Consider the following 18,153-nt stretch of genomic DNA (forward strand, 5'->3'; position numbering starts at 1 on the left):
CGGATCGCCATGATTTCACTACAGGCATGGGTCCATGTGCCCTAAGGTCATGCCGCCAGGCAGGGGCGAACAGGCGGGGAGGCTGGTGCTCCGCCGCATCGCCGGGACCCCACAGGCTGGCCTTTTCGGCCAGGGGCGGCGGCACGAGATCGCCCGATGGCGACACGCTGGGAGGCTGATGTGACGACCTACACGGGGACGGATGGCGCGGACAACTTGACCGGCACGGCCGCAGACGATCGGCTGATCGGGCGCGGCGGCAACGATACCTTGACCGGTGGCGGCGGCAGCGACGTCTTCGTCTATGACGCGCGCGGCTTCGGCACGGACGTGATCACCGATTTCTCCGACGGCGACCGCATCGATGTTTCCGCCCTCGGCATCTCCGACATCTGGTCCCTGAAGCCGTTCATGCACCAGGTCGGGGCCGACGTGGTCATCGCCTTCAGCTTCGGCGGCGCGACCGAGCGCATTACGCTGAAGGCGACGACCCTGGCCTCCCTGACGACCTCGGACTTCGTCTTCCGCAGCTCGACGGCGCCCCTGACCGTGGACGGAACGGATCAGACGGACGTGCTGTTCGGCGGCAAGGGCGACGACACGCTGCGGGGCGGCGGCGACTGGTCCGATACGCTGATCGGCGCCGCCGGCAACGACGTGCTGATCGGAGGCGGGGGCTGGGACAAGCTGCTTGGCGGCGCCGGCGAGGATCGGCTGATCGGTGGCTACGGGGAGGACACGCTCAGCGGCGGCGCCGGCAATGACGTGTTCGTCTATGACCAGCGCGGTTTCGGCGACGACACGATCACCGACTTCGCCGCGGGCGATCGCATCGACCTCGCGGGTATCGGCGTCTCCGACTTCGAATCCCTGGTTCCGTTCATGAGCCAGGTCGGGGCCGACGTCGTCATCCGCCTCGGCTATGACTGGCGCGGCGAAAGCATCACGATCAACGGGCGGAGCCTGGCCTCGCTGACAGCAGCCGACTTCGTGTTCGACACCTCCCTGGCGCCCCGAAGCCCGGGCCGCACCGGCTATGACGACGTGCTGTTCGGCGGCGGCGGCGACGATGTCCTGGTCGGGGACAACGGGGACAGCCTGGTCGGCGGCGCGGGCAACGACCGGTTGACCGGCGGCTACCGCCTGTTCGGCGGCGCGGGCGACGACGTGCTCGATGGCGGCGGCGGGACCGACACGCTTGCCGGCGGCGCCGGCAATGACGTGTTCCTCTTCGGCCCCGCTACCCACGCCACGATCACCGACTTCGCCGCCGGGGATCGCATCGACGTCTCAGCCCTCGGCGTTCCGGATCTCGCCGCCCTGGCGCCGTTCATGAGCCAGGTCGGCGCGGATGTGGTGATCGAGTTCGGCAATTTCTATCGGATCACGGTCGAGGGCACCGACCTCGCCTCCCTGACGGCCGCCGACTTCATGTTCGATCCGTCGACCCTGCCGCGGACGCTGACCGGTCATCTGTACAACAACGTCCTGTTCGGCGGGGCGGGCGCAGACACGCTGACCGGCTGGTTCAGCGACGATGTCCTGGTGGGCGGCGGCGGCGACGATCATCTGATCGGCCGCCAGGGCAGCGACAGGCTGTTCGGCGGCGCCGGCAACGACGTGCTGGACGCCCGCAACGGCGCCTTCGGCGAGCTGCACGGCGGTGACGGCGATGACCGGCTGCTCGCGGGACTCGGCGGCAGCCTGTCCGGGGATGCCGGCAACGACCGGCTGATCGGCGGGGCGGGGAGCGACACCTTCTCGGGCGGCGCCGGCCAGGACAGCTTCGTCTTCGCGCCGCAGTTCGGCAACGATACGATCCTGGATTTCTCCGCCGGGGACCGCATCGATCTTTCGGCCCTCGGCATCTCCGGCCTGTCGTCCCTGGCGCCGTTCATGAGCCAGGTCGGCTCGGATGTGGTGATCAGCATCGGCGAGGGCAGCGCCCGGGAGAGCATCACGCTCAAGGGCACGACGCTGGCGTCGCTGGACGCCGCCGCCTTCGTGTTCGACACCACGCCGGGCGCGCGGACGGTGACCGGCACGCCGGGGGCGGACGTCCTGTTCGGCGGCATCGGCGGGGATACCCTCACCGGCGGCCGCGGCGACGACACGCTGATCGGCGGCGACGGCGCGGATCGCTTCGTCTACGGCGCGGCCGCCTCGGGCGCCGATACCATCCTCGACTTCTCCGCCGGCGACCGCATCGACCTCTCGGCGCTCGGCGTGCCCGACCTGTCGGCCCTCACGCCCTACATGAAGCAGGTCGGAGCGGATGTCGTGATCGCTCTCGGCGTCGGCGCCGCCGCCAGGAGCATCACGCTGAAGGCGACGACGCTCGCCTCGCTGACGGCGTCGGACTTCATCTTCGACACCTCGGCCTCGCCGCGGGCGACGACCGGCGCCGCGAGTTCCGAGGTGCTGTTCGGGGCCGCCGGCGATGACCGTCTCACCGGCAATGGCGGCGACGACACCCTGATCGGCGGCGGCGACGACGACGTGTTCGTCTATGATGCGCGCGGTTTCGGCGAGGATTCCATCATCGGCTTCGGCCAAGGCGACCGCATCGATGTCTCGGCGCTCGGCATCGGCGACCTGGCGACGTTGCTGCCCTTCATGCAGCAGGCGAGCTCGAGCGTGGTCTCGATCACGTTCCGGTACGGCGATGCCGTCGAGAGCGTCAAGCTGCGGGGCGTGACGCTCGCCTCGCTGACCGAGGCGAGCTTCATCTTCGACACCGCAACGACGAAGCGCTCGGTGAGCGGCACCGGCCACTCGGATGTCTTGTTCGGCGGCCGCGGCGCCAATTCGATGACGGGTTTGTCCGGCGACGATGTCCTCGTGGGCGGCGCGGGCGCCGATCGGCTGAACGGCGGCTACGGCGATGACACGCTGACCGGCGGGGAGGGGCGCGACGTCTTCGTCTTCGGCGCGCGCGGGCGTACCGTGGGGTTCGGCCAGGATGTGGTCACCGATTTCTCGGCCGGCGACCGCGTCGACCTGTCGAAGATCGGCGTGTCGGATCTGGCCAGCCTGGCGCCGTTCATGAGCCAGGTCGGGGCCGACGTGGTGATCAGCCTGGGCTACAATGCGCCCGGCCGCTTTGGCGCGGGGATCGAGAGCATCACGCTCGAGGCGACGCAGCTCGCCTCGCTGACGTCAGCCGATTTCGTGTTCAGCACCTCGACGGCGGCGCGGACCGTGAGGGGAACCTCCGGCATGGACGTGCTGTTCGGCGGCAGGGGGGCGGACACGGTGTCCGGTCTCGACGGTGACGACAGCCTGGTCGGCGCCGCCGGCGATGACCGGCTGAACGGCGGCGACGGCAACGACAGGCTCGACGGCGGCGCCGGCGACGACACCCTGCTGGGCGGCGCCGGCTCCGACACGCTCGTCGGCGGCGCCGGGACCGACACCGCGGCCTATACCGGCCTCGCTACCGGCGTCACCGTCGACCTGTCGCTCTCCGGCCAGCAGCAGACCGGCGGCGGCGGCCTCGACACGCTCGTCGGTATCGAGAACCTCTATGGCGGGGGCCATGCCGACGTGCTCAAGGGCAATGGCGGCGACAACCGGCTGAGCGGCGACGCCGGCGACGACCAGCTGTTCGGCCGGGCGGGGGCGGATGCGCTCAACGGCGGCGCCGGCAACGACCTCCTCAACGGCGGCGCCGGCGACGACGTGCTGACCGGCGGCTCCGGCAGCGACAGCTTCGTCTTCGATCACGCGCCGCCGACCGGTGGGCTCGACACCATCGCCGATTTCGTCTCCGGCACCGACAGGCTGCGGATCGACGCCTCGGCCTTCGGCGGCGGTCTCGCGGCCGGCGGCACGGTCGACCTCGTCGCCGGCGCCAACCCCTCGGCGGCCGGCCATGCCGGCGGCGTGTTCCTCTACGACACCACGACCGGCGACCTGTCCTACGACGCGGACGGGGCGGGGGCAGGCGTGGCGCATCTGTTCGCCCGCCTCACCGGCCATCCCGCGCTGACGGCGGCGGACTTCGTGCTGGTTGCCTGACCCGGGCGGACCGGGACGGCGAACCGCCCCGGGGTCGAGGGGCTCGCTGGGGCATCAGCCGATGCCCCAGATGTCATCATGGGTCAGCGCCGCGACGCCGGTGAGGTGGGCGATCACCGTCTGGCCGCCGGCATTCTTGCCGTTGCTGTCGTAGTAGAGCGTGTCGTTGGCGGTGTTGAAGAACAGGGCCGCTGCGGTCGAGGTGGTCTGGGAGCCGATCGTCGTGCCGTTGTAGAGCTGGAGCGTCGCCCCGGAGAACGACACCCCGCCCCACAGGTCGATGTGGTCGGTGCCGGAGACGAAGTCGGTGATGGTGGCGCCGAACTCGCCGTTGTTGCGGAACACGAACGTATCGGCGCCGGCCTTGCCGGTGAGCGTGTCGGCGCCGCCGCCGCCGATGATCTGGTTGGCCGCGGCGTTGCCGATGATGGTGTCGGCAGCCTTGGTGGCGCGGACGTTCTCGATGCTGGTCAGGGTGTCGCGCTTGCCGAAGCCGTCGATGGCGTAGCCGGCCGTGAGGTCGACGGTGACGCCGGCCGTGCCGCCGTGCCTGTCGTCGCGGTCGTAGCGGACCGTGTCGGAGCCGGCGCCGCCGTTGATCACGTCGCGCCCGCCCAGGCCCATGAAGGTGTCGGCGAGCGCCGAGCCGGTGAAGCTGTCGGCGAACTGGGTGCCGCGGAACTCCTCGATGTTCTTGAAGGTCTCGGCATTGCCCCAGGGGTCGGTCACCGTCTTCGTCGTCGCATTCAGGGTGATGCCGTGCAGCGCCGTGGGGTCGTTATAGGCGTCGTCGAAGCTGAGCTGGTCGAACAGGCCGGCGCCGCCGTCATAGGTGTCCTTGCCGGCGCCGCCCACCAGATAATCGTCGCCGGCTCCGCCGTTCAGCGTGTCGTTCCCGGCATGCCCGTACAGGTCGTCGTCGCCGGCCGAGCCGTTGACGATGTCGTTGCCGTTCATCAGCCAGCGGTTCAGAGCCCACGGGCCGAAGGTGCCGGCGGCCTGGTGAAAGTCCTCGAACGAGACGTTGAGGCCGGTCAGGGTCTGCTGCGCCGTGGTGCCGTTGTGCAGATAGAGCTTGACCTGGGTGAGCGTGCCGCCGGTCACGGACCCGTCGGGATCATACGTGAAACCTGTGCCGATGAACTTGACCACCAGGCCGTTCTGCAGGGCCAGCGTCTGGACGGTCGAAGTCTTGCCGGTGACCACGGCGCCGTTCAGGTCGAGCAACTCGCCGAGGGACGGATTGTAGTCGTATCCATCGATGGCTGGATCATAGCCCTGCGGATAGACGTTGCCCGGGAAGTACATCGTGCTCGTGGCCATGGCGTTCCTCTTGTTTCATGCAGCGGGGCTATGCCTTTTGAACGTTCCCGTCATGTCGAAACATCCGGGAGAGAACGTAAGGTTACGTCCGGGGCGCAGGGGGTGTCCATGCCAAAAAAGGCAAAGCCGGCAGCCGGAGCGGAATCTTTCGATATAAGGTGCCTTCGATCTGCCACTATTACTTAGCGGCATTATCGATAATTCCCGTGTGGGATTCGAATCAGGCCGCGGTGAACGGCCCCGTCGCGGCGAAGGTCTCGGCAATGGCGAGCACGGCTGCGTGCACCGGGCCGGACGGGATGGCCGGCATGACCGAGGCGTCGACCACATGGACATTGTCGAGGCCGGCGAGCTTCAGGCCGGCGTCGACCACCGCGTCGGCATCGGCGCCCATCCGGCAGGTGCCCACGGGATGGTGGTGGGTGATGACGGCGCGGGCGAGGAAGTCCCGGCAGGCGGCTTCGGTCGCTGCCGCCGGGCCGGGCAGGAGCTCCGCCTCCCGCCAGGGCGCCAGCGCGGCGCCGTGGCCGACCTCGCGGGCGAGGCGCAGGGCCTGCACGAGCAGGCGCCGGTCATGCCCGGTCGACAGATAGGCCGGGTCGATGAGCGGCGGGTCGCCGGCGTTCGGGCCGGTGATGGCGAGGCGGCCGCGGCTGGTCGGATGGGTGACGCCGCACAGGATGGTGTAGGCCTCGCCCGGCGGCGGCGCCGAAAAGCACTCGGAGACGGACGGGGCGACGACGCAGGCGAGCACGATGTCGGGCGCGCCTTCGGCCCGGGTCGGATCCGAGGCGTCGAGATACATCAGCGATTCCGAATGCTGCAGGCGCGAGGGCGGCACCGGCCGGCGGGCGCGGTAGAGGTTGCCGGCGGCCAGCAGATGGTCGTGCAGGTTCTCGCCGACCTGCGGCAGGGCCAGCCGGCAGGCGACGCCGGCCCGCGCCAGCGCGGCCGGCGCGCCGATGCCCGAGCGCATCAGCAGGAGAGGGGAGGCGACGGCGCCGGCGCAGAGCAGCACCGCGTCGGCCGCGATCGTCTCGGCTCCGCCCTCGCGCCGGATCGTGACGCCGGTGGCGCGGCTGCCCTGGAAGTCCAGGCGCTCGACCGGAGCGCCGGTGATCAGAGTCAGGTTGGGCCGACCGAGCACCGGCAGGAGGTAGGCGTCGGCGGCGCTGACCCGGCGGCCGTCGCGGATGGTCAGGGAGTTGGCGGCGACGCCCTTGAGCCCGCGGCCATTGTGCTCGCCGACCCGCGGCACGCCGAGCGCCAGCCCCGCCTCCATGTAGCTGCGCACCAGCGGGCTGAGATCGGCGTCCGGCAGGAGGACCGGCAGCGGTCCGTCGCCGCCGTGCAGGTCGCCGGCGCCGCCGGAAAAGCTCTCGCTGCGGCGGAAGGCCGGCAGCAGCCCGTCATAGGACCAGAGCCGCGAGCCGGTCGCCGCCGCCCAGGGCTCGAAATCGTCGGGATGGCCGCGCACATGCGCCATGGCGTGCAGGCAGCTCGAACCGCCGACGATGCGGCCGCGCGGCCAGGCGTGACTGCGGCCGGCCGTGCCGGGCTGCGGCGTGGTGCGATAGGCCCAGTCGAAGGCGCGCCCTTGCAGGAACGGCCATTGCTGCGGCACGGCGATATCCGGATCGTCCGGCATGCCGCCGGCCTCGATCAGGCCGACGCGCAGCGCCGGGTCGGCCGAGAGGCGCGCGGCCAGGACCGAACCGGCCGAGCCGGCGCCGACGATCAGGACGTCGAAGGAGGCCATGCCCATGCCTCCCCGCCGTTCAGGCCGCGTCGAGGCCGGGGGCGATCCGGCTCATGATCTTGCGCTGGGTCACGGCAAGATGCTCCCACATCGCCCGTTCCGCCGCTTCCGGATCACGGGCGGCGATGGCCTCGGCAATGGCCTGGTGCTCCCTGTCGCGGTCGCGGATACGCGCAGCCGTGGTGGCGCTGTCATTGTCGCTGTCGGTGAAGCGCAGCCGCCCGTCCGTCGCCACCTGGTGCAGCAGCACATAGAGTTCCGAGGCGAGGATGTTGCGCGAACCCACGGCCACGGCCTTGTGGAAGACGAGGTCGGCGGCGCTCGGGCTGGCGCCGGGCGGGGTGGTGGCGGCGCGCTCGATGCGCTCGATCTCGGCGGGAGAGGCGCGCAGCGCCGCCAGCCGCGCCAGGGCCGGCTCCAGCACCATGCGCAGTTCCATGACCTCGAGCGGGTTGGTGGACTTGACCAGGTTGCCGCCCTGCTGGACCGCCGTGGCGGCGCGCCGGCCGGCTCGGGCGGGTTCGAGCTCGCCGGTGGCTCGCAGCGTCTCCAGGGCCCGGCGCAGCATGTGGCGCTTGACGCTCAGGCGCTCGGCCACGGTCCGTTCCGGTGGCATCGAGCCGGTCTCGGCAATGATCTCGCGGATGGCGCCGATGATCGACTGCAGCGTGTCCGGCCTGTCCGTCGCCGGCGCTGCTTGAGACGTCCTGGCTTTTCCCCGCTTCTTCTTCGGGCCGTCGATCGAAACCACTCCGATCCTCCATGTGCCGTGGTTCCTGCGCCCGGCCTCCGGCCATTGTGTTGGAACCACAACACAAAGCATGTGGACAACGCGTGTCGTCGCCCTTCCCGCCCACTCCGACCGCCTCGGCCCGGACGAGGTGGCGGCAGGCAACCATTCACTCCGGGAAAGGGCGGGAGATCGCCCGGCCGCAGCCGTCCGCCTCCAGGGAAAGAGTACAAAAAGATCCACTGCCTGACAACATTGGTTGCGACTGGTCCGCGACAGTTTTTTGCGAAGGCCGTTCGGGCTTTTTCCTGGCGAGCATTGACGGGAAAATGAGAGATTTGGCGAGTTTTCGAGATGTTTCGAGGGATAATTCCATGAATTCGTCGAAAATCGCGCTGGAAGTCGCTGGGACGGGTCGGCTGGAAAACCGAGGCGCTGAGCGTCGATCCACCGCTGCCCGGATGTATTTTTCAACCATATGATGGAACCATTGTTTGCAATTGGTTTGTTGTCTAGTCTGTTTCCGGCCGGCCGGTCGCCGGTTTCGACCTCCGCCATGGCATCGTGGGAGAGCCCATGTCGTACTCATCCAAGCAGGATCCGGTGTTCACCCTGACGACGGGGCCGGTCGACGCCTATCCGGCCGTGCTGCGGGGGCTGTCGCGCTCCGTGCTCTACGACTATGATCCGGCATTCCAGGCGACCTATGAGCGCGTGGTGGCGGACAAGCTGCGCCGCGCCCTGCGCACCAGCACCGTGCCGCTCCTGATGCACGGCGAGCCGGTGCTGGCGCTGGAAGCGGCCGCCGCCTCGCTGATCCGGCGCGGCGACGTGGTGCTCAACCTGGTTTCAGGCGTCTACGGCAAGGGCTTCGGCTATTGGGCCAGACGCTATTGCGCCGAACTGGTCGAGGTCGAGGTGCCCTATGACGAGGCGATCGATCCGGCCGCGGTCGAGGCGGCGCTGAAGGCGCGGCCGGAGATCGCGGTGGTGGCGGTCTGCCATCACGACACGCCGTCCGGCACGCTCAATCCGATCAACGAGATCGGCGCCGTCGTGGCGGCGCACGGCGCGCTGCTGATCGTCGACGCGGTCTCCTCGTTCGGCGGCATGGACGTCGATCCCGAGGGCTGCCGGGCCGATCTCTTCGTCACCGGCCCGAACAAGTGCCTGGGCTGCCCGCCCTCGCTGTCGATCCTCGGCGTCAGCGACCGGGCCTGGGCCCGGATGAAGGCGAACCCCGACGCCCCGCGCGCCTCGATGCTGAGCATCCTCGACTGGGAGAACGCCTGGCGGCACGACGCGCCGTTCCCGTTCACGCCGTCGGTGGCCGAGGTCAACGGGCTGGAGGCGGCGCTCGACCTCTATCTCGCGGAAGGGCCGGAGCAGGTCTGGGCGCGCCACGCGCTGACCGCCGCCGCCTGCCGAGCCGGCGTCAAGGCCATGGGCCTGTCGCTCTGGGCCGCGCGCGAGGCGATCGCCTCGCCGACCGCGACGGCCGTGCGCATGCCCGAAGGGGCTGACGAGGCCGCGGTGCGGGCCGCGGCGCGCGAGCGCTACGGCGTGGTGTTCTCCTCCGGCCGCGGCGAGACGCTCGGCCGTCTGACGCGCATCGGCCATATGGGGCCGACCGCGCAGCCGATCTATGCCCCCGTGGCGGTGATGGCCCTCGGCGGTGCGCTCGCTGCGCAAGGTCACCGGGTCGACGTGGGCGCCGCCGCCGCCGCCGCGATGGCGGTGATCGACGCAGCGGTGGGGTGAATCGCGACGAAACCCTTCTCTCCTTACGGGAGAGAGGCGGGGGTGAGGGTCTAGATGGTGCTGAAAAGGGGCTGTCTGCTGAAAGGACAGGAGCGATGGTGTAGTCGCTCGCGGGTGAATCCGTCTCGATGGGGGTGATACCCGAAGGTGCCGCCCTCTCGCTGAGACATTTATTCCCTCGCCCCCGCCCGTCTCCCGATCGGGAGATGGGATCTGCGCACTTTCTTGCCTACATCTGATCCGGTTGCGCCAGCCTGCCCTCGACGGTCATCGGCTCGCCGTCGAGCGACAGCGAGCAGGCGCGCAGCGGGATGTCCATGTGGCAGGGGGTGTTGCGCGTCCCGCCGGCCTCGGTGTTGGGGCCGCTGGAGAACAGGAAATTGCCGGCGAAGGAGCGCGCATCCATGCTCAGGCCCGCCTCGGGATCGTAAAGGCCGAGCGTGGTCCAGTGGGCGCGCTTGTGCAGGCCCCAGCCGACATGGGCCATGGCGAAGGCGTCGGGATCGTCGAAGCTGTCCATGTAGCTCTTGAGGTATTCGGCCTCGAAGCCGCCCTCGATCCGGCGGATGAAGCCCCTCTCGATGGTGAGCGTGATCGGGTCGCGGGCGTAGCGCTTGAACGGCAGCAGGATGTCGCCGGTGTCGACGACGATCCTGCCCTCGCAGCTGCCCTCGTCCGGCCAGGTGGCGACGAAGCAGCTCGGCCAATGGTCCCAGCCGCCGGGCCTGTCGACGAAACCCTGCTGCTTCAGCACCGGATACTGGCCGACCGCGCAGCGGAACTCCGTGCCGGCCTTGGAGGTGACGGTGAGCGTGCGGGCGCGGGCGAGCCGCTCCGCCGCCGCCGTGGCGCGCCGGGCGTCCTCGGGCGTCGGCTTCATCCGCAGCATCACCTCCGGCGGCTCGCACGCCAGCAGCATGCGCGCGCCGGTCTTCAGGATCTCCTCCTGCTCCGGCGAGAACAGGAGCATCATCGTGTCGATGACGAGGTCGCTGTGCTTCATCGCCTCCAGCGCCGGGCGGTTGCCCTTCAGGGCGGTGTGGCCGACATAGCCCGACTTGTCGCGGCTGAGCGCCACGTCGCCGTTCAGCGGCGGCAGGGTCAGGATGGTGAGGATGCCGCCGAGCTGGCCGACGGCGATGCGGGCCGTCGAGACCAGTTGCGGATTGCTGTCGTCGCTGACCAGCAGCGAGACCTGCTCGCCCGCCGTCAGCTTCGACAGGGTCAGCACGTCCTTCCAGGCCTCGACGAGCGCCAGGTCACTGATCGCCATCCCGCATCTCCTTCCCCAATCGCATTCAGACCGATGCCGCCAGCGCGTCCTCGACGAAGGCGGCGGCGGCGAGCAGCCGGGCATCGTCGCCGATCCGGCCCACGACCTGCACGCCCACCGGCAGGCCGCCGGGGCCGAGCCCGGCCGGCACCGCGACGCAAGGGCCGTGCAGCAGCGTCCAGGCCGTGTTGAACACCGGGTTGCCGGTGGAGCCGAGGCCGGCCGGCGCCTCGCCCGGCGCGGCCGGCGTCAGCACCGCGTCGAGGTCGCCGAACACCTCGTGGAAGCGCAGCTGGAACTGTGGCAGGGCGGCAAGGGCGGCATCGTGCCCGGCCTGGGTCGCACGCTCCTTCTCGGCGAGGAAGGCGCGGGTGGTCGGCGTCAGGCGCTCGCGCAGCACCAGCCGCTCGTGGGCGAGCGTGTGCCCGACCTCCCAGCCCATCACCGCATCCTGCATGGCGAAGAGCTCGTCGAACCAGTCGGGCACGGCCACGTCCCGCACGGGCACGCCGCGCTCGGCGAGGGCGGCGACGGCGCGGTCGAGCGCCCCGCGCGTCGCCTCCTCCGCCAGCGCCCAGCGCGAGGTGCGGAACAGGCCGATGCGCGGCACCGTGAAGGCGTCCGGCACCATCAGCGCCGGGCGCTGCGCCAGGACGGCCACGGCGTAGGCGGCGTCGCGCACGTCGCGGGTGATCACGCCGAGCGTGTCGAGGCTGCCGGACAGCGCCTTCACGCCGGTGCGGTCGAGCATGCCGAAGCTCGGCTTGTAGCCGACCACGCCGCAATAGGCGGCCGGCCGCACGATCGAGCCGGCGGTCTGGGTGCCGAAGGCCAGCGGCACCATGCCGGCCGCCACCGCGGCGCAGGAGCCGCTGGACGAGCCGCCCGGCGTGTGGCCGGGATCGACGGGGTTGCGGGTCTTGCCCGGGCTCGACATGGCGAATTCGGTCGACACCGTCTTGCCCAGCACCACGGCACCGGCCTGCCTGGACAGGGTGACGCAGGAGGCATCCCAGGCCGGCCGGAAGCCGTCATAGACGGCCGAGCCGTAGCCGGTCGGCCGGTCGACGGTGTCGATCACGTCCTTGACGCCGATCGGCACGCCGGCCAGCGGCCCGCGCCGGCCGGCCCGGTCGGCCTCGCGCGCCTGCGCCAGGGCGAGATCGGCATCGAGGGCAATCCAGGCCTGCACCGCCTCCTCACGCTCGGCGATGCGGGCGAGACAGGCCCGCACGGCGTCTTCCGCAGTCATCGTGCCGGCCTGGACGCCGGCGACGATCCGGCGGACGCCCGGCATGGCGGCGGACTGGCTCATGGTGCGGCTCTCGCGGCAAGGGGAGGGGGACGGCGGTCGAACCAGGGGGCGGCCCGTTCGAGCTGGCCGGCCAGGGCGAAGAGCAGTCCCTCCCGGCCGAAGGCCGCGCCGAAATGCGCGCCGATCGGCAGGCCCTCGGCCGAGACGCCGAGCGGCACGCTCATCGCCGGGCAGCCGGCGGCGTTGAAGGCGCAGGTGAAGGGACCATGCTGCCAGAACTGGTCGTAGAAGGCGTCGAGCGACTGGCCGGCGCCGGCCATGCGGCCGATCGGCGGCGCCAGCTCGGCGGTCGTCGGCGACAGCAGCACGTCGTAGCGGGCGAAGAAGCGCCCGAGCGCCCGGGCGGTGGCGTGCAGCTGGTTGACGGCCTTGAGATAGTCGGCGCCCGTCCTTTGCCGGGCCTCCTCGATCCAGGCGGCGTTGACCGGCTCGAGCAGGGCCAGCGGGTCGGCGATGCCGCGGCGCGCACCCTGCGCCGCGACGGCCGGCACGAGGTTGACGCCGACGATCACGCGCCAGGCCTCCTTCAGCGCCTGCGCGTCGTAGCCGGCATCCGTCTCCTCGACATGGTGGCCGAACTCTTCGCACAGCCTGGCCGCGGCGCGGGCCGTGGCCAGGCATTGCGCATCGACCGGCGTGCCGAGCGGCGAGCGCAGGGTGAGGCCGATGCACAGCCGCGGCGGGTCGCGGTTGAGCTCGGAGACGAAGGGGTGTTCCGGCGGCGGGGCGGCGGCGGGGTCGCCCTGATCCGGTCCGGCCGAGGCGTCGAGCAGGGCGGCACTGTCGCGCACGCTCCAGCTGACGCAGTGCGGTGTCGACATGCCGGCGATCGCCTCCACCACCACCGGGCCGAGCGGGTTGCGCATCCGGCTCGGCTTGAAGCCGAACAGGCCGCAATGGGCGGCGGGCAGGCGGGTGGAGCCGGCGCCGTCGGACGCGTTGGCGAGGGGCACGAGGCCGGCGGCGACCGCCGCGGCCGAACCGCCGGAGGAGCCGCCGGGGCTGCGGCCGAGGTCCCAGGGGTTGCGGGACGGGCCGAAGGCCTCGGGTTCGGTGGTGAAGCTCAGGGCGAATTCCGGCGTGTTGCTCTTGCCGATCAGCACCAGCCCAGCCGCCTTGTAGCGCGCAGCCAGCGTGCCGTCGGCCGTCGAGACCGTCCCCTCGAACAGGCGCGAGCCGGTGGAGAGCGGCGTGCCCGCCACCTCGAAGCCGGTGTTCTTGACCAGGAAGGGCACGCCGCGGAACGGGCCGTCCGGCAGGCCCGCGGCGATGGCCTGGCGACCGAGGTCGAAGAAGGGATGGACCACGGCGTTGAGGCCGGGGTTCAGCGCCTCGATACGCTCCACGGCGTCTTCCAGCAGTTCCAGCGCCGTCACCTCGCCGCGGCGCACCAGGGCGGCGAGCCCGGTGGCGTCGAGGCGCTCCGTGCCGGCGAGGCCGCTCACGCCGCCGCCCCCGCGCCGGACGCGGCCCGGCCGGCCTGGCGCCGGAACTCCACGGCGTCCCAATAGTCGCGCAAGCCGGCAATCGTGCCGTCGGCGAGCTCGAAGACGTGCAGGCCGGACAGGACGATCGGCTGGCCGACGCCGTGGACGGGGCCGAGATCGACGGCAAGGTGCCCCCACATGGTGTAGGTCACCGCCACGCTGCTGCCGGAGCGGATGCGCTCGCGCTCGACCCAGGTCACGTCGGGCAGCATGGCGAAGAGGCGCTGCAGCCCCTCGCGCAGCGCGGCGCGGCCCTCGCGGCGCCGGCCGGTGGCCGTCTCCTCCAACCAGCCGTCGACGGCGTGCAACTCAGCGGCAGCCGCGGCATCGTGGGCGTTGTAGGCGCGGTAGAAAGCGCCGATCGGGTCGTCCGCCATGATCGTTTCCGGTCGCAACAGGAGCGGGCCTGCCGGCCGGCCTCGGGGAGCGGGCGGGAAGGCCGCGGGATCTCGATCACTCCAGACAGGCCGGCCCGGCTCGAGCCGGCCTGGTCCTCATGCCATGCCGGCCAGCTTCCTGACCTGCGCGACATAGGCGTCGCGCTTGACCTCGTTGTAGAGGCGCTCGCGCAGGCGCGGCGCCGGGCTGGCGTTGACGTTCTCGAACAGGGCGACACGGCCGGCGAGCGAGCCGGTGGTCATGTCCCAGACGAAGTTCATCAGCTGTTCCTTGGCCATGGCGCTGACGCCCTTGCCCGGCAGCAGGTCGTTGAGGTAGTGGCCGATCTCCGGGTTCTCGAACGCCGCCTTGCCGAAGCGCATCACCAGGCCCTGGCCGCACAGTTCCTGCAGCGTGTGGATGATGCGCGGATAGTGCTGGATCGAGTAGAGCCGGCCGGCCGTGAGCATGCCGACGTCCGGCGCCATCACCTCGCCCTCGGTCGGCCTGGCCTTGGCTTCGGCGGCGTAGACGAACGCGCGCAGCGTCTGGGCATACTCGATGATCTCGCCGAGCATGCCCTGCACCGCCGGGATATGGCCGGTGCCGAGCACGTCGAGCACGAGCTGGCCGGCGCCGACGAACAGCTCCGCCTTCACCGCCAGGCGCGTCAGCACGTGCCAATGGGCAAAGGTGCAGACCGGCCCGTAATACTGCATCGCGGTCGGATCGCCGAGATTGAAGATCCGGTCCGTCGGCACGAACACATTGTCGAAGATGATGAGCTGGTCGGCTTCCTCGCCCAGGCTCGCCACCGGATGGTCGAACGGGTCGGCGCCGGGATGCGACACCGTCTCGCGCGAGATCATGGTGATGCCGTCGGCGTTGATCGGCACCGAGGCCCAGATGCAGGCCTCGGCCGGCGTGTCGCGGATGCCGCCGAGATTGGTGAAGAAGATCTCGTTGGCCTGCGCCGAGATCGAGCCGACGGTCTTGGCGCCGGAGACGCGGATGCCGCCCTTCTCGGCGCTCTTGACGCGCAGCAGCGAGGCTTCCACGCCCTTGGGCGAGGAGCGGTCGTTCTGCGGGCCGGTCAGGCTTTCGGAGGCGGTGAGGTTGTTGTCGCGGCCGAAGGCGATGTAGCGCTCGATGTTCTCGCCGAAATCGGGCGAGCAGCCCTCGATCAGCGATTTCTTGGCCTTGAAGGTCGGCAGATAGGCGAGCAGGCCCACCGCGATCGCCGGTGCCAGATCCGGCGGGCGGCCGAAGGTTCCGGCGGTCTTCAGGCTGGTATACTCGATCATCTTGCGCCGGTCTTCCAGATCCTGGATCGTGCGCGGTATTTGCCAGGATCGGGAGACCACGGCCCCGGTGTCCGGGTCCTCATAGGTGGTGGCGTCGGCGAATTCCTCGGTGAACTGGTCGTCGAACATGGAGGCGAGCAGGTCGATGCCAGCGCTGAGGGCCGGGTCGTCGGTGACCTTGTCGAGCTTGCGGCCGTTGACCCAGATGCGGCGGCCGTCGTCGAGCGAAGCCTTGAATTCGGCGCCGGTCTTCAGCCTGGATTCGACCGCCGATCGCGGCTTGCGCGCTCCCGCTTCCATGATGACCTCTCCCTCGGCTCTGCCAGGGCGCCGGCGGCCGGCATGCGGCGGAGGCGACGGCCCTGCTGGATGTTGGTCGGCCGGCCGTCGACGGACCGATCTCGTTGGACGCCATACAACCATTCAATCGGAAAAATGGTCAAGAGCGGTTGGGCGGATTTTTTGATGGATTTGGGTCAGCCGGGGGCGGAGACCGCAGCGAAGGGGGTGACTCCGAAGTTTCCGGATTTCGGTGCGATTTCCGAGAGAAATTCGAGGATTATGGATGGAAAAACTGCCAATATTGGATGATGACATTTATTATTGTCATTTAATATGATATTTTTTCTGTATAAAATGGATAAATCAAAAATTATGACTGGAAATGGTGTGGTGAATTTCGCGATTTATTTCTTGGATCACGTCAAAGATGTAAGGGGGCTCGATTGTTTTGGGTTGAAATAGTTTGCGGTCGGGGACTTGTCCGCATGCCGAGCGGTCACTCGTCGGTTTCTCGGTCCGGAGGGGTGCTTCGGCGCGGCCGGCCGGTCGATTGACCAATAAAAGGGCTTATGGTTGAGTGGTTGCAGAGGCCGGGCGGGCCTTCCAATTCGGTGCCGCCGCGACCGGACGGTGAGGGTCATGCAGGACAGGTGCCGCAACGGGCTCGTCTCGGGATGCCGGTTCCCCCGCCGGGCGGCTGCGGGCTTGCATCCTCGCACGACAGGGTCGTCCGCGTCTCCTCAGTGGCAGACCAGCGTGCCGACGGCGTCGTTGCAGGACAGGGCGATCGCCTCGGGCGCGGTGCCGGCCATACGCTCGAGGCGCACGGTGCTGCGCGTGGCCCAGGTCCGTCCCGCCAGGCCGCACCACAGGTTGAGCAGCGGCATGCGGTCCTGCTTGTCGTTCAGCACGAAGATTTCTCCGCTTGCCGCGGAGGCCCATAGCGTTGCGCGCACGCTGGCGCCGGGGGACGCCATGCCGAGATCGACGGAGAACCAGTGCGCCGTCGCGGCCGAGCAGGCGATGGCCTCCGCGCCGGCGTTGGCGGCCGTGAACGGGACACGCGTCAGCCCGTCCGTGCCCCGCGCCACCACCGGTATTTCCTCAGCGGCAAGGGGGGAGGCGCCCAGGACGAGGCCGGCAAGGACGGCGAGAGCGACGGTGAAGCGAGTTGGCATACGATCTCCAAATATAATCCTTGCGAGCATAAAATAACGCACTACCATCAACTGCAATCATAAAGCAAGAAGCAGAACAGATCGATCACGATGAGAGGAGAGCGAAGCATGAATGTCGGGCGCGTACGTCTAGGTCTGGCCGCGTTGGCGCTGTCGGTTGTATTTTCCGCGACGTCCTATGCTGCGGATGTCAACTCCATTGCCATCCTGACTCCGGAACAGGGAACGGACTTCGGCTGGAACCAGCAGGGCATCGCTGCGGCCAAGGCGGCGGCGGAGAAGGCCGGCATCAAGGCCGTGGTGGCGGAGAACCTGGGCTATGGCGACGTGCGCCCGACGCTGCGCGAACTGGCCGAGGGGGGAGCCGGCCTGATCATCGCCCATGCCAGCGGCTACAACACCGCGGCGCCCGAGATCGGCGCCGAGACCAAGGTGCCGGTGGCCATCACCGACATGCCGACCGCGGCCAAGCCCGGCGCCGTCGCCGACTACACCATGAGCGGCCATGAGGGCGCCTATCTCGCCGGCCGCCTCGCCGCCAAGATGACGCGCACCGGCACGGTCGGCATCGTCGTCTCGGGCGAGCCGCCGGGCTGGAACTCCCAGTCCGCCGCCTTCGCCGAGGGCGTCAAGGCCGAGAAGCCGAGCGTCACCATCCGCTACGCCGTGATCGGGCCGGCGGCCTACAGCGACGCGGCCGGCGGCAAGCGCGTGACGGAATCGGTGATCGCGGCCGGTGCCGACATCATCTTCGGCCAGGGCAACGGCTCCAGCTTCGGCATGTTGCAGGCGGTGGAGACGACCAAGGCGACCGACGGCGGCAAGGTCTATTTCATCGACGTCATCGGCGACAAGTCGAGCCTCGACAAGGGCAACCTGCTCAGCTCCGTCGTGTGGAACCTGACGCCGGTGTTCAGCGCGATGATCGACGACCTGAAGGCCGACAAGTTCGGCACGCACAGCTACGGCATCAAGCTGTCGGACGACTCGGTGTCCCTGCTCAAGACCAGCCATATTCCCGACGATGTCTGGAAGCAGATCGGCGCCATCCGCGACGATATCGTCGGCGGCAAGATCAAGGTCGAGCCGCAATTCGAGGCGGCGGCCGTGCACAAGCTGGTGACGCAGCTGCCCACGGCCCAGTGAGGCGGCGCCGGCAGCTTGCGGCCGTGCGGGACGCCGCGGTTCCGACTTGCCTCCCTTGTCCGCCCATCTCGGGAACACCCGAGGTGGGCAGGGAGGGATAAAGGGCGGGGTCGTGCAGCAATAGGACGAGCCCTACGCCGCCGCCCCCACCTCCTTGCCCCTCCCCGCCCACCTCGGCTGCTCCCGAGATCGACACC

General features: G+C 69.7%; 12 protein-coding genes. 3 read left to right on the forward strand and 9 right to left on the reverse strand.

Annotated features, from left to right (window positions below; all coding sequences use genetic code 11):
• Positions 1–156 precede the first annotated feature (156 nt).
• Positions 157–4,020 (forward strand): hypothetical protein, encoded by a 3,864-nt coding sequence (locus tag AC27L4_RS22260; RefSeq protein WP_487144564.1) that lies wholly within the window; start codon positions 157–159, stop codon positions 4,018–4,020.
• Positions 4,021–4,074: 54 nt separating this feature from the next.
• Here the strand turns inward: AC27L4_RS22260 and AC27L4_RS22265 are convergent, their stop codons facing one another.
• From AC27L4_RS22265 to AC27L4_RS22275, 3 genes are all read right to left on the reverse strand, one after another.
• A complete protein-coding gene (locus tag AC27L4_RS22265; RefSeq protein WP_487144565.1) occupies positions 4,075–5,343 on the reverse strand; it encodes a calcium-binding protein in 1,269 nt (422 codons plus the stop codon).
• 220 nt (positions 5,344–5,563) lie between these two features.
• Positions 5,564–7,108, reverse strand: a complete 1,545-nt coding sequence (locus tag AC27L4_RS22270) for a GMC family oxidoreductase (RefSeq protein WP_487144566.1) — start codon at positions 7,106–7,108, stop codon at positions 5,564–5,566.
• A 13-nt stretch (positions 7,109–7,121) separates the two neighbouring features.
• The gene (locus tag AC27L4_RS22275; RefSeq protein WP_487144567.1) at positions 7,122–7,853 is read right to left on the reverse strand and encodes a FadR/GntR family transcriptional regulator; all 732 of its coding nucleotides are present in this window, start codon (positions 7,851–7,853) and stop codon (positions 7,122–7,124) included.
• 555 nt (positions 7,854–8,408) lie between these two features.
• Between AC27L4_RS22275 and ppaT the strand changes: the two genes are divergently transcribed.
• Positions 8,409–9,593 (forward strand): pyridoxamine--pyruvate transaminase, encoded by a 1,185-nt coding sequence (gene ppaT, locus AC27L4_RS22280; RefSeq protein WP_487144568.1) that lies wholly within the window; start codon positions 8,409–8,411, stop codon positions 9,591–9,593.
• A gap of 229 nt (positions 9,594–9,822) precedes the next feature.
• Here ppaT and AC27L4_RS22285 read toward each other — a convergent pair whose 3' ends face one another.
• The 6 genes from AC27L4_RS22285 to AC27L4_RS22310 form a co-directional block, all read right to left on the reverse strand.
• A complete protein-coding gene (locus AC27L4_RS22285; protein WP_487144569.1) occupies positions 9,823–10,866 on the reverse strand; it encodes a 2,5-dihydroxypyridine 5,6-dioxygenase NicX family protein in 1,044 nt (347 codons plus the stop codon).
• A 25-nt stretch (positions 10,867–10,891) separates the two neighbouring features.
• A complete protein-coding gene (locus AC27L4_RS22290) occupies positions 10,892–12,181 on the reverse strand; it encodes an amidase (RefSeq protein WP_487144570.1) in 1,290 nt (429 codons plus the stop codon).
• Positions 12,178–13,626 (reverse strand): amidase, encoded by a 1,449-nt coding sequence (locus AC27L4_RS22295; RefSeq protein ID WP_487144571.1) that lies wholly within the window; start codon positions 13,624–13,626, stop codon positions 12,178–12,180. The genes AC27L4_RS22290 and AC27L4_RS22295 overlap by 4 nt, the downstream gene beginning before the upstream one ends.
• Positions 13,623–14,045, reverse strand: coding sequence for a nuclear transport factor 2 family protein (locus tag AC27L4_RS22300; RefSeq protein ID WP_487144572.1), 423 nt, complete (start codon positions 14,043–14,045; stop codon positions 13,623–13,625). Before AC27L4_RS22300 ends, AC27L4_RS22295 begins: the two co-directional genes overlap by 4 nt.
• 117 nt (positions 14,046–14,162) lie before the next feature.
• Complete coding sequence (locus AC27L4_RS22305; protein WP_487144573.1) at positions 14,163–15,650, reverse strand: 4-hydroxyphenylacetate 3-hydroxylase N-terminal domain-containing protein; 1,488 nt, start codon at positions 15,648–15,650, stop codon at positions 14,163–14,165.
• 722 nt (positions 15,651–16,372) lie between these two features.
• Complete coding sequence (locus AC27L4_RS22310; protein ID WP_487144574.1) at positions 16,373–16,810, reverse strand: hypothetical protein; 438 nt, start codon at positions 16,808–16,810, stop codon at positions 16,373–16,375.
• A 108-nt stretch (positions 16,811–16,918) separates the two neighbouring features.
• On the opposite strand from AC27L4_RS22310, the gene AC27L4_RS22315 reads away from it, so the two are divergent.
• Complete coding sequence (locus AC27L4_RS22315; protein ID WP_487144575.1) at positions 16,919–17,956, forward strand: putative B6 ABC transporter substrate-binding protein; 1,038 nt, start codon at positions 16,919–16,921, stop codon at positions 17,954–17,956.
• Positions 17,957–18,153: the final 197 nt, after the last annotated feature.

This window comes from Labrys sp. Lb11 (assembly GCF_057554225.1).

Coding starts and splice junctions, on each gene's coding strand:
- AC27L4_RS22315 (WP_487144575.1), top strand. CDS start 16,919: ATGAATGTCGGGCGCGTACGTCTAGGTCTGGCCGCGTTGGCGCTGTCG.
- AC27L4_RS22290 (WP_487144570.1), bottom strand. CDS start 12,181: ATGAGCCAGTCCGCCGCCATGCCGGGCGTCCGCCGGATCGTCGCCGGC.
- AC27L4_RS22265 (WP_487144565.1), bottom strand. CDS start 5,343: ATGGCCACGAGCACGATGTACTTCCCGGGCAACGTCTATCCGCAGGGC.
- AC27L4_RS22260 (WP_487144564.1), top strand. CDS start 157: ATGGCGACACGCTGGGAGGCTGATGTGACGACCTACACGGGGACGGAT.
- AC27L4_RS22285 (WP_487144569.1), bottom strand. CDS start 10,866: ATGGCGATCAGTGACCTGGCGCTCGTCGAGGCCTGGAAGGACGTGCTG.
- AC27L4_RS22305 (WP_487144573.1), bottom strand. CDS start 15,650: ATGGAAGCGGGAGCGCGCAAGCCGCGATCGGCGGTCGAATCCAGGCTG.
- AC27L4_RS22270 (WP_487144566.1), bottom strand. CDS start 7,108: ATGGGCATGGCCTCCTTCGACGTCCTGATCGTCGGCGCCGGCTCGGCC.
- AC27L4_RS22300 (WP_487144572.1), bottom strand. CDS start 14,045: ATGGCGGACGACCCGATCGGCGCTTTCTACCGCGCCTACAACGCCCAC.
- ppaT (WP_487144568.1), top strand. CDS start 8,409: ATGTCGTACTCATCCAAGCAGGATCCGGTGTTCACCCTGACGACGGGG.
- AC27L4_RS22310 (WP_487144574.1), bottom strand. CDS start 16,810: ATGCCAACTCGCTTCACCGTCGCTCTCGCCGTCCTTGCCGGCCTCGTC.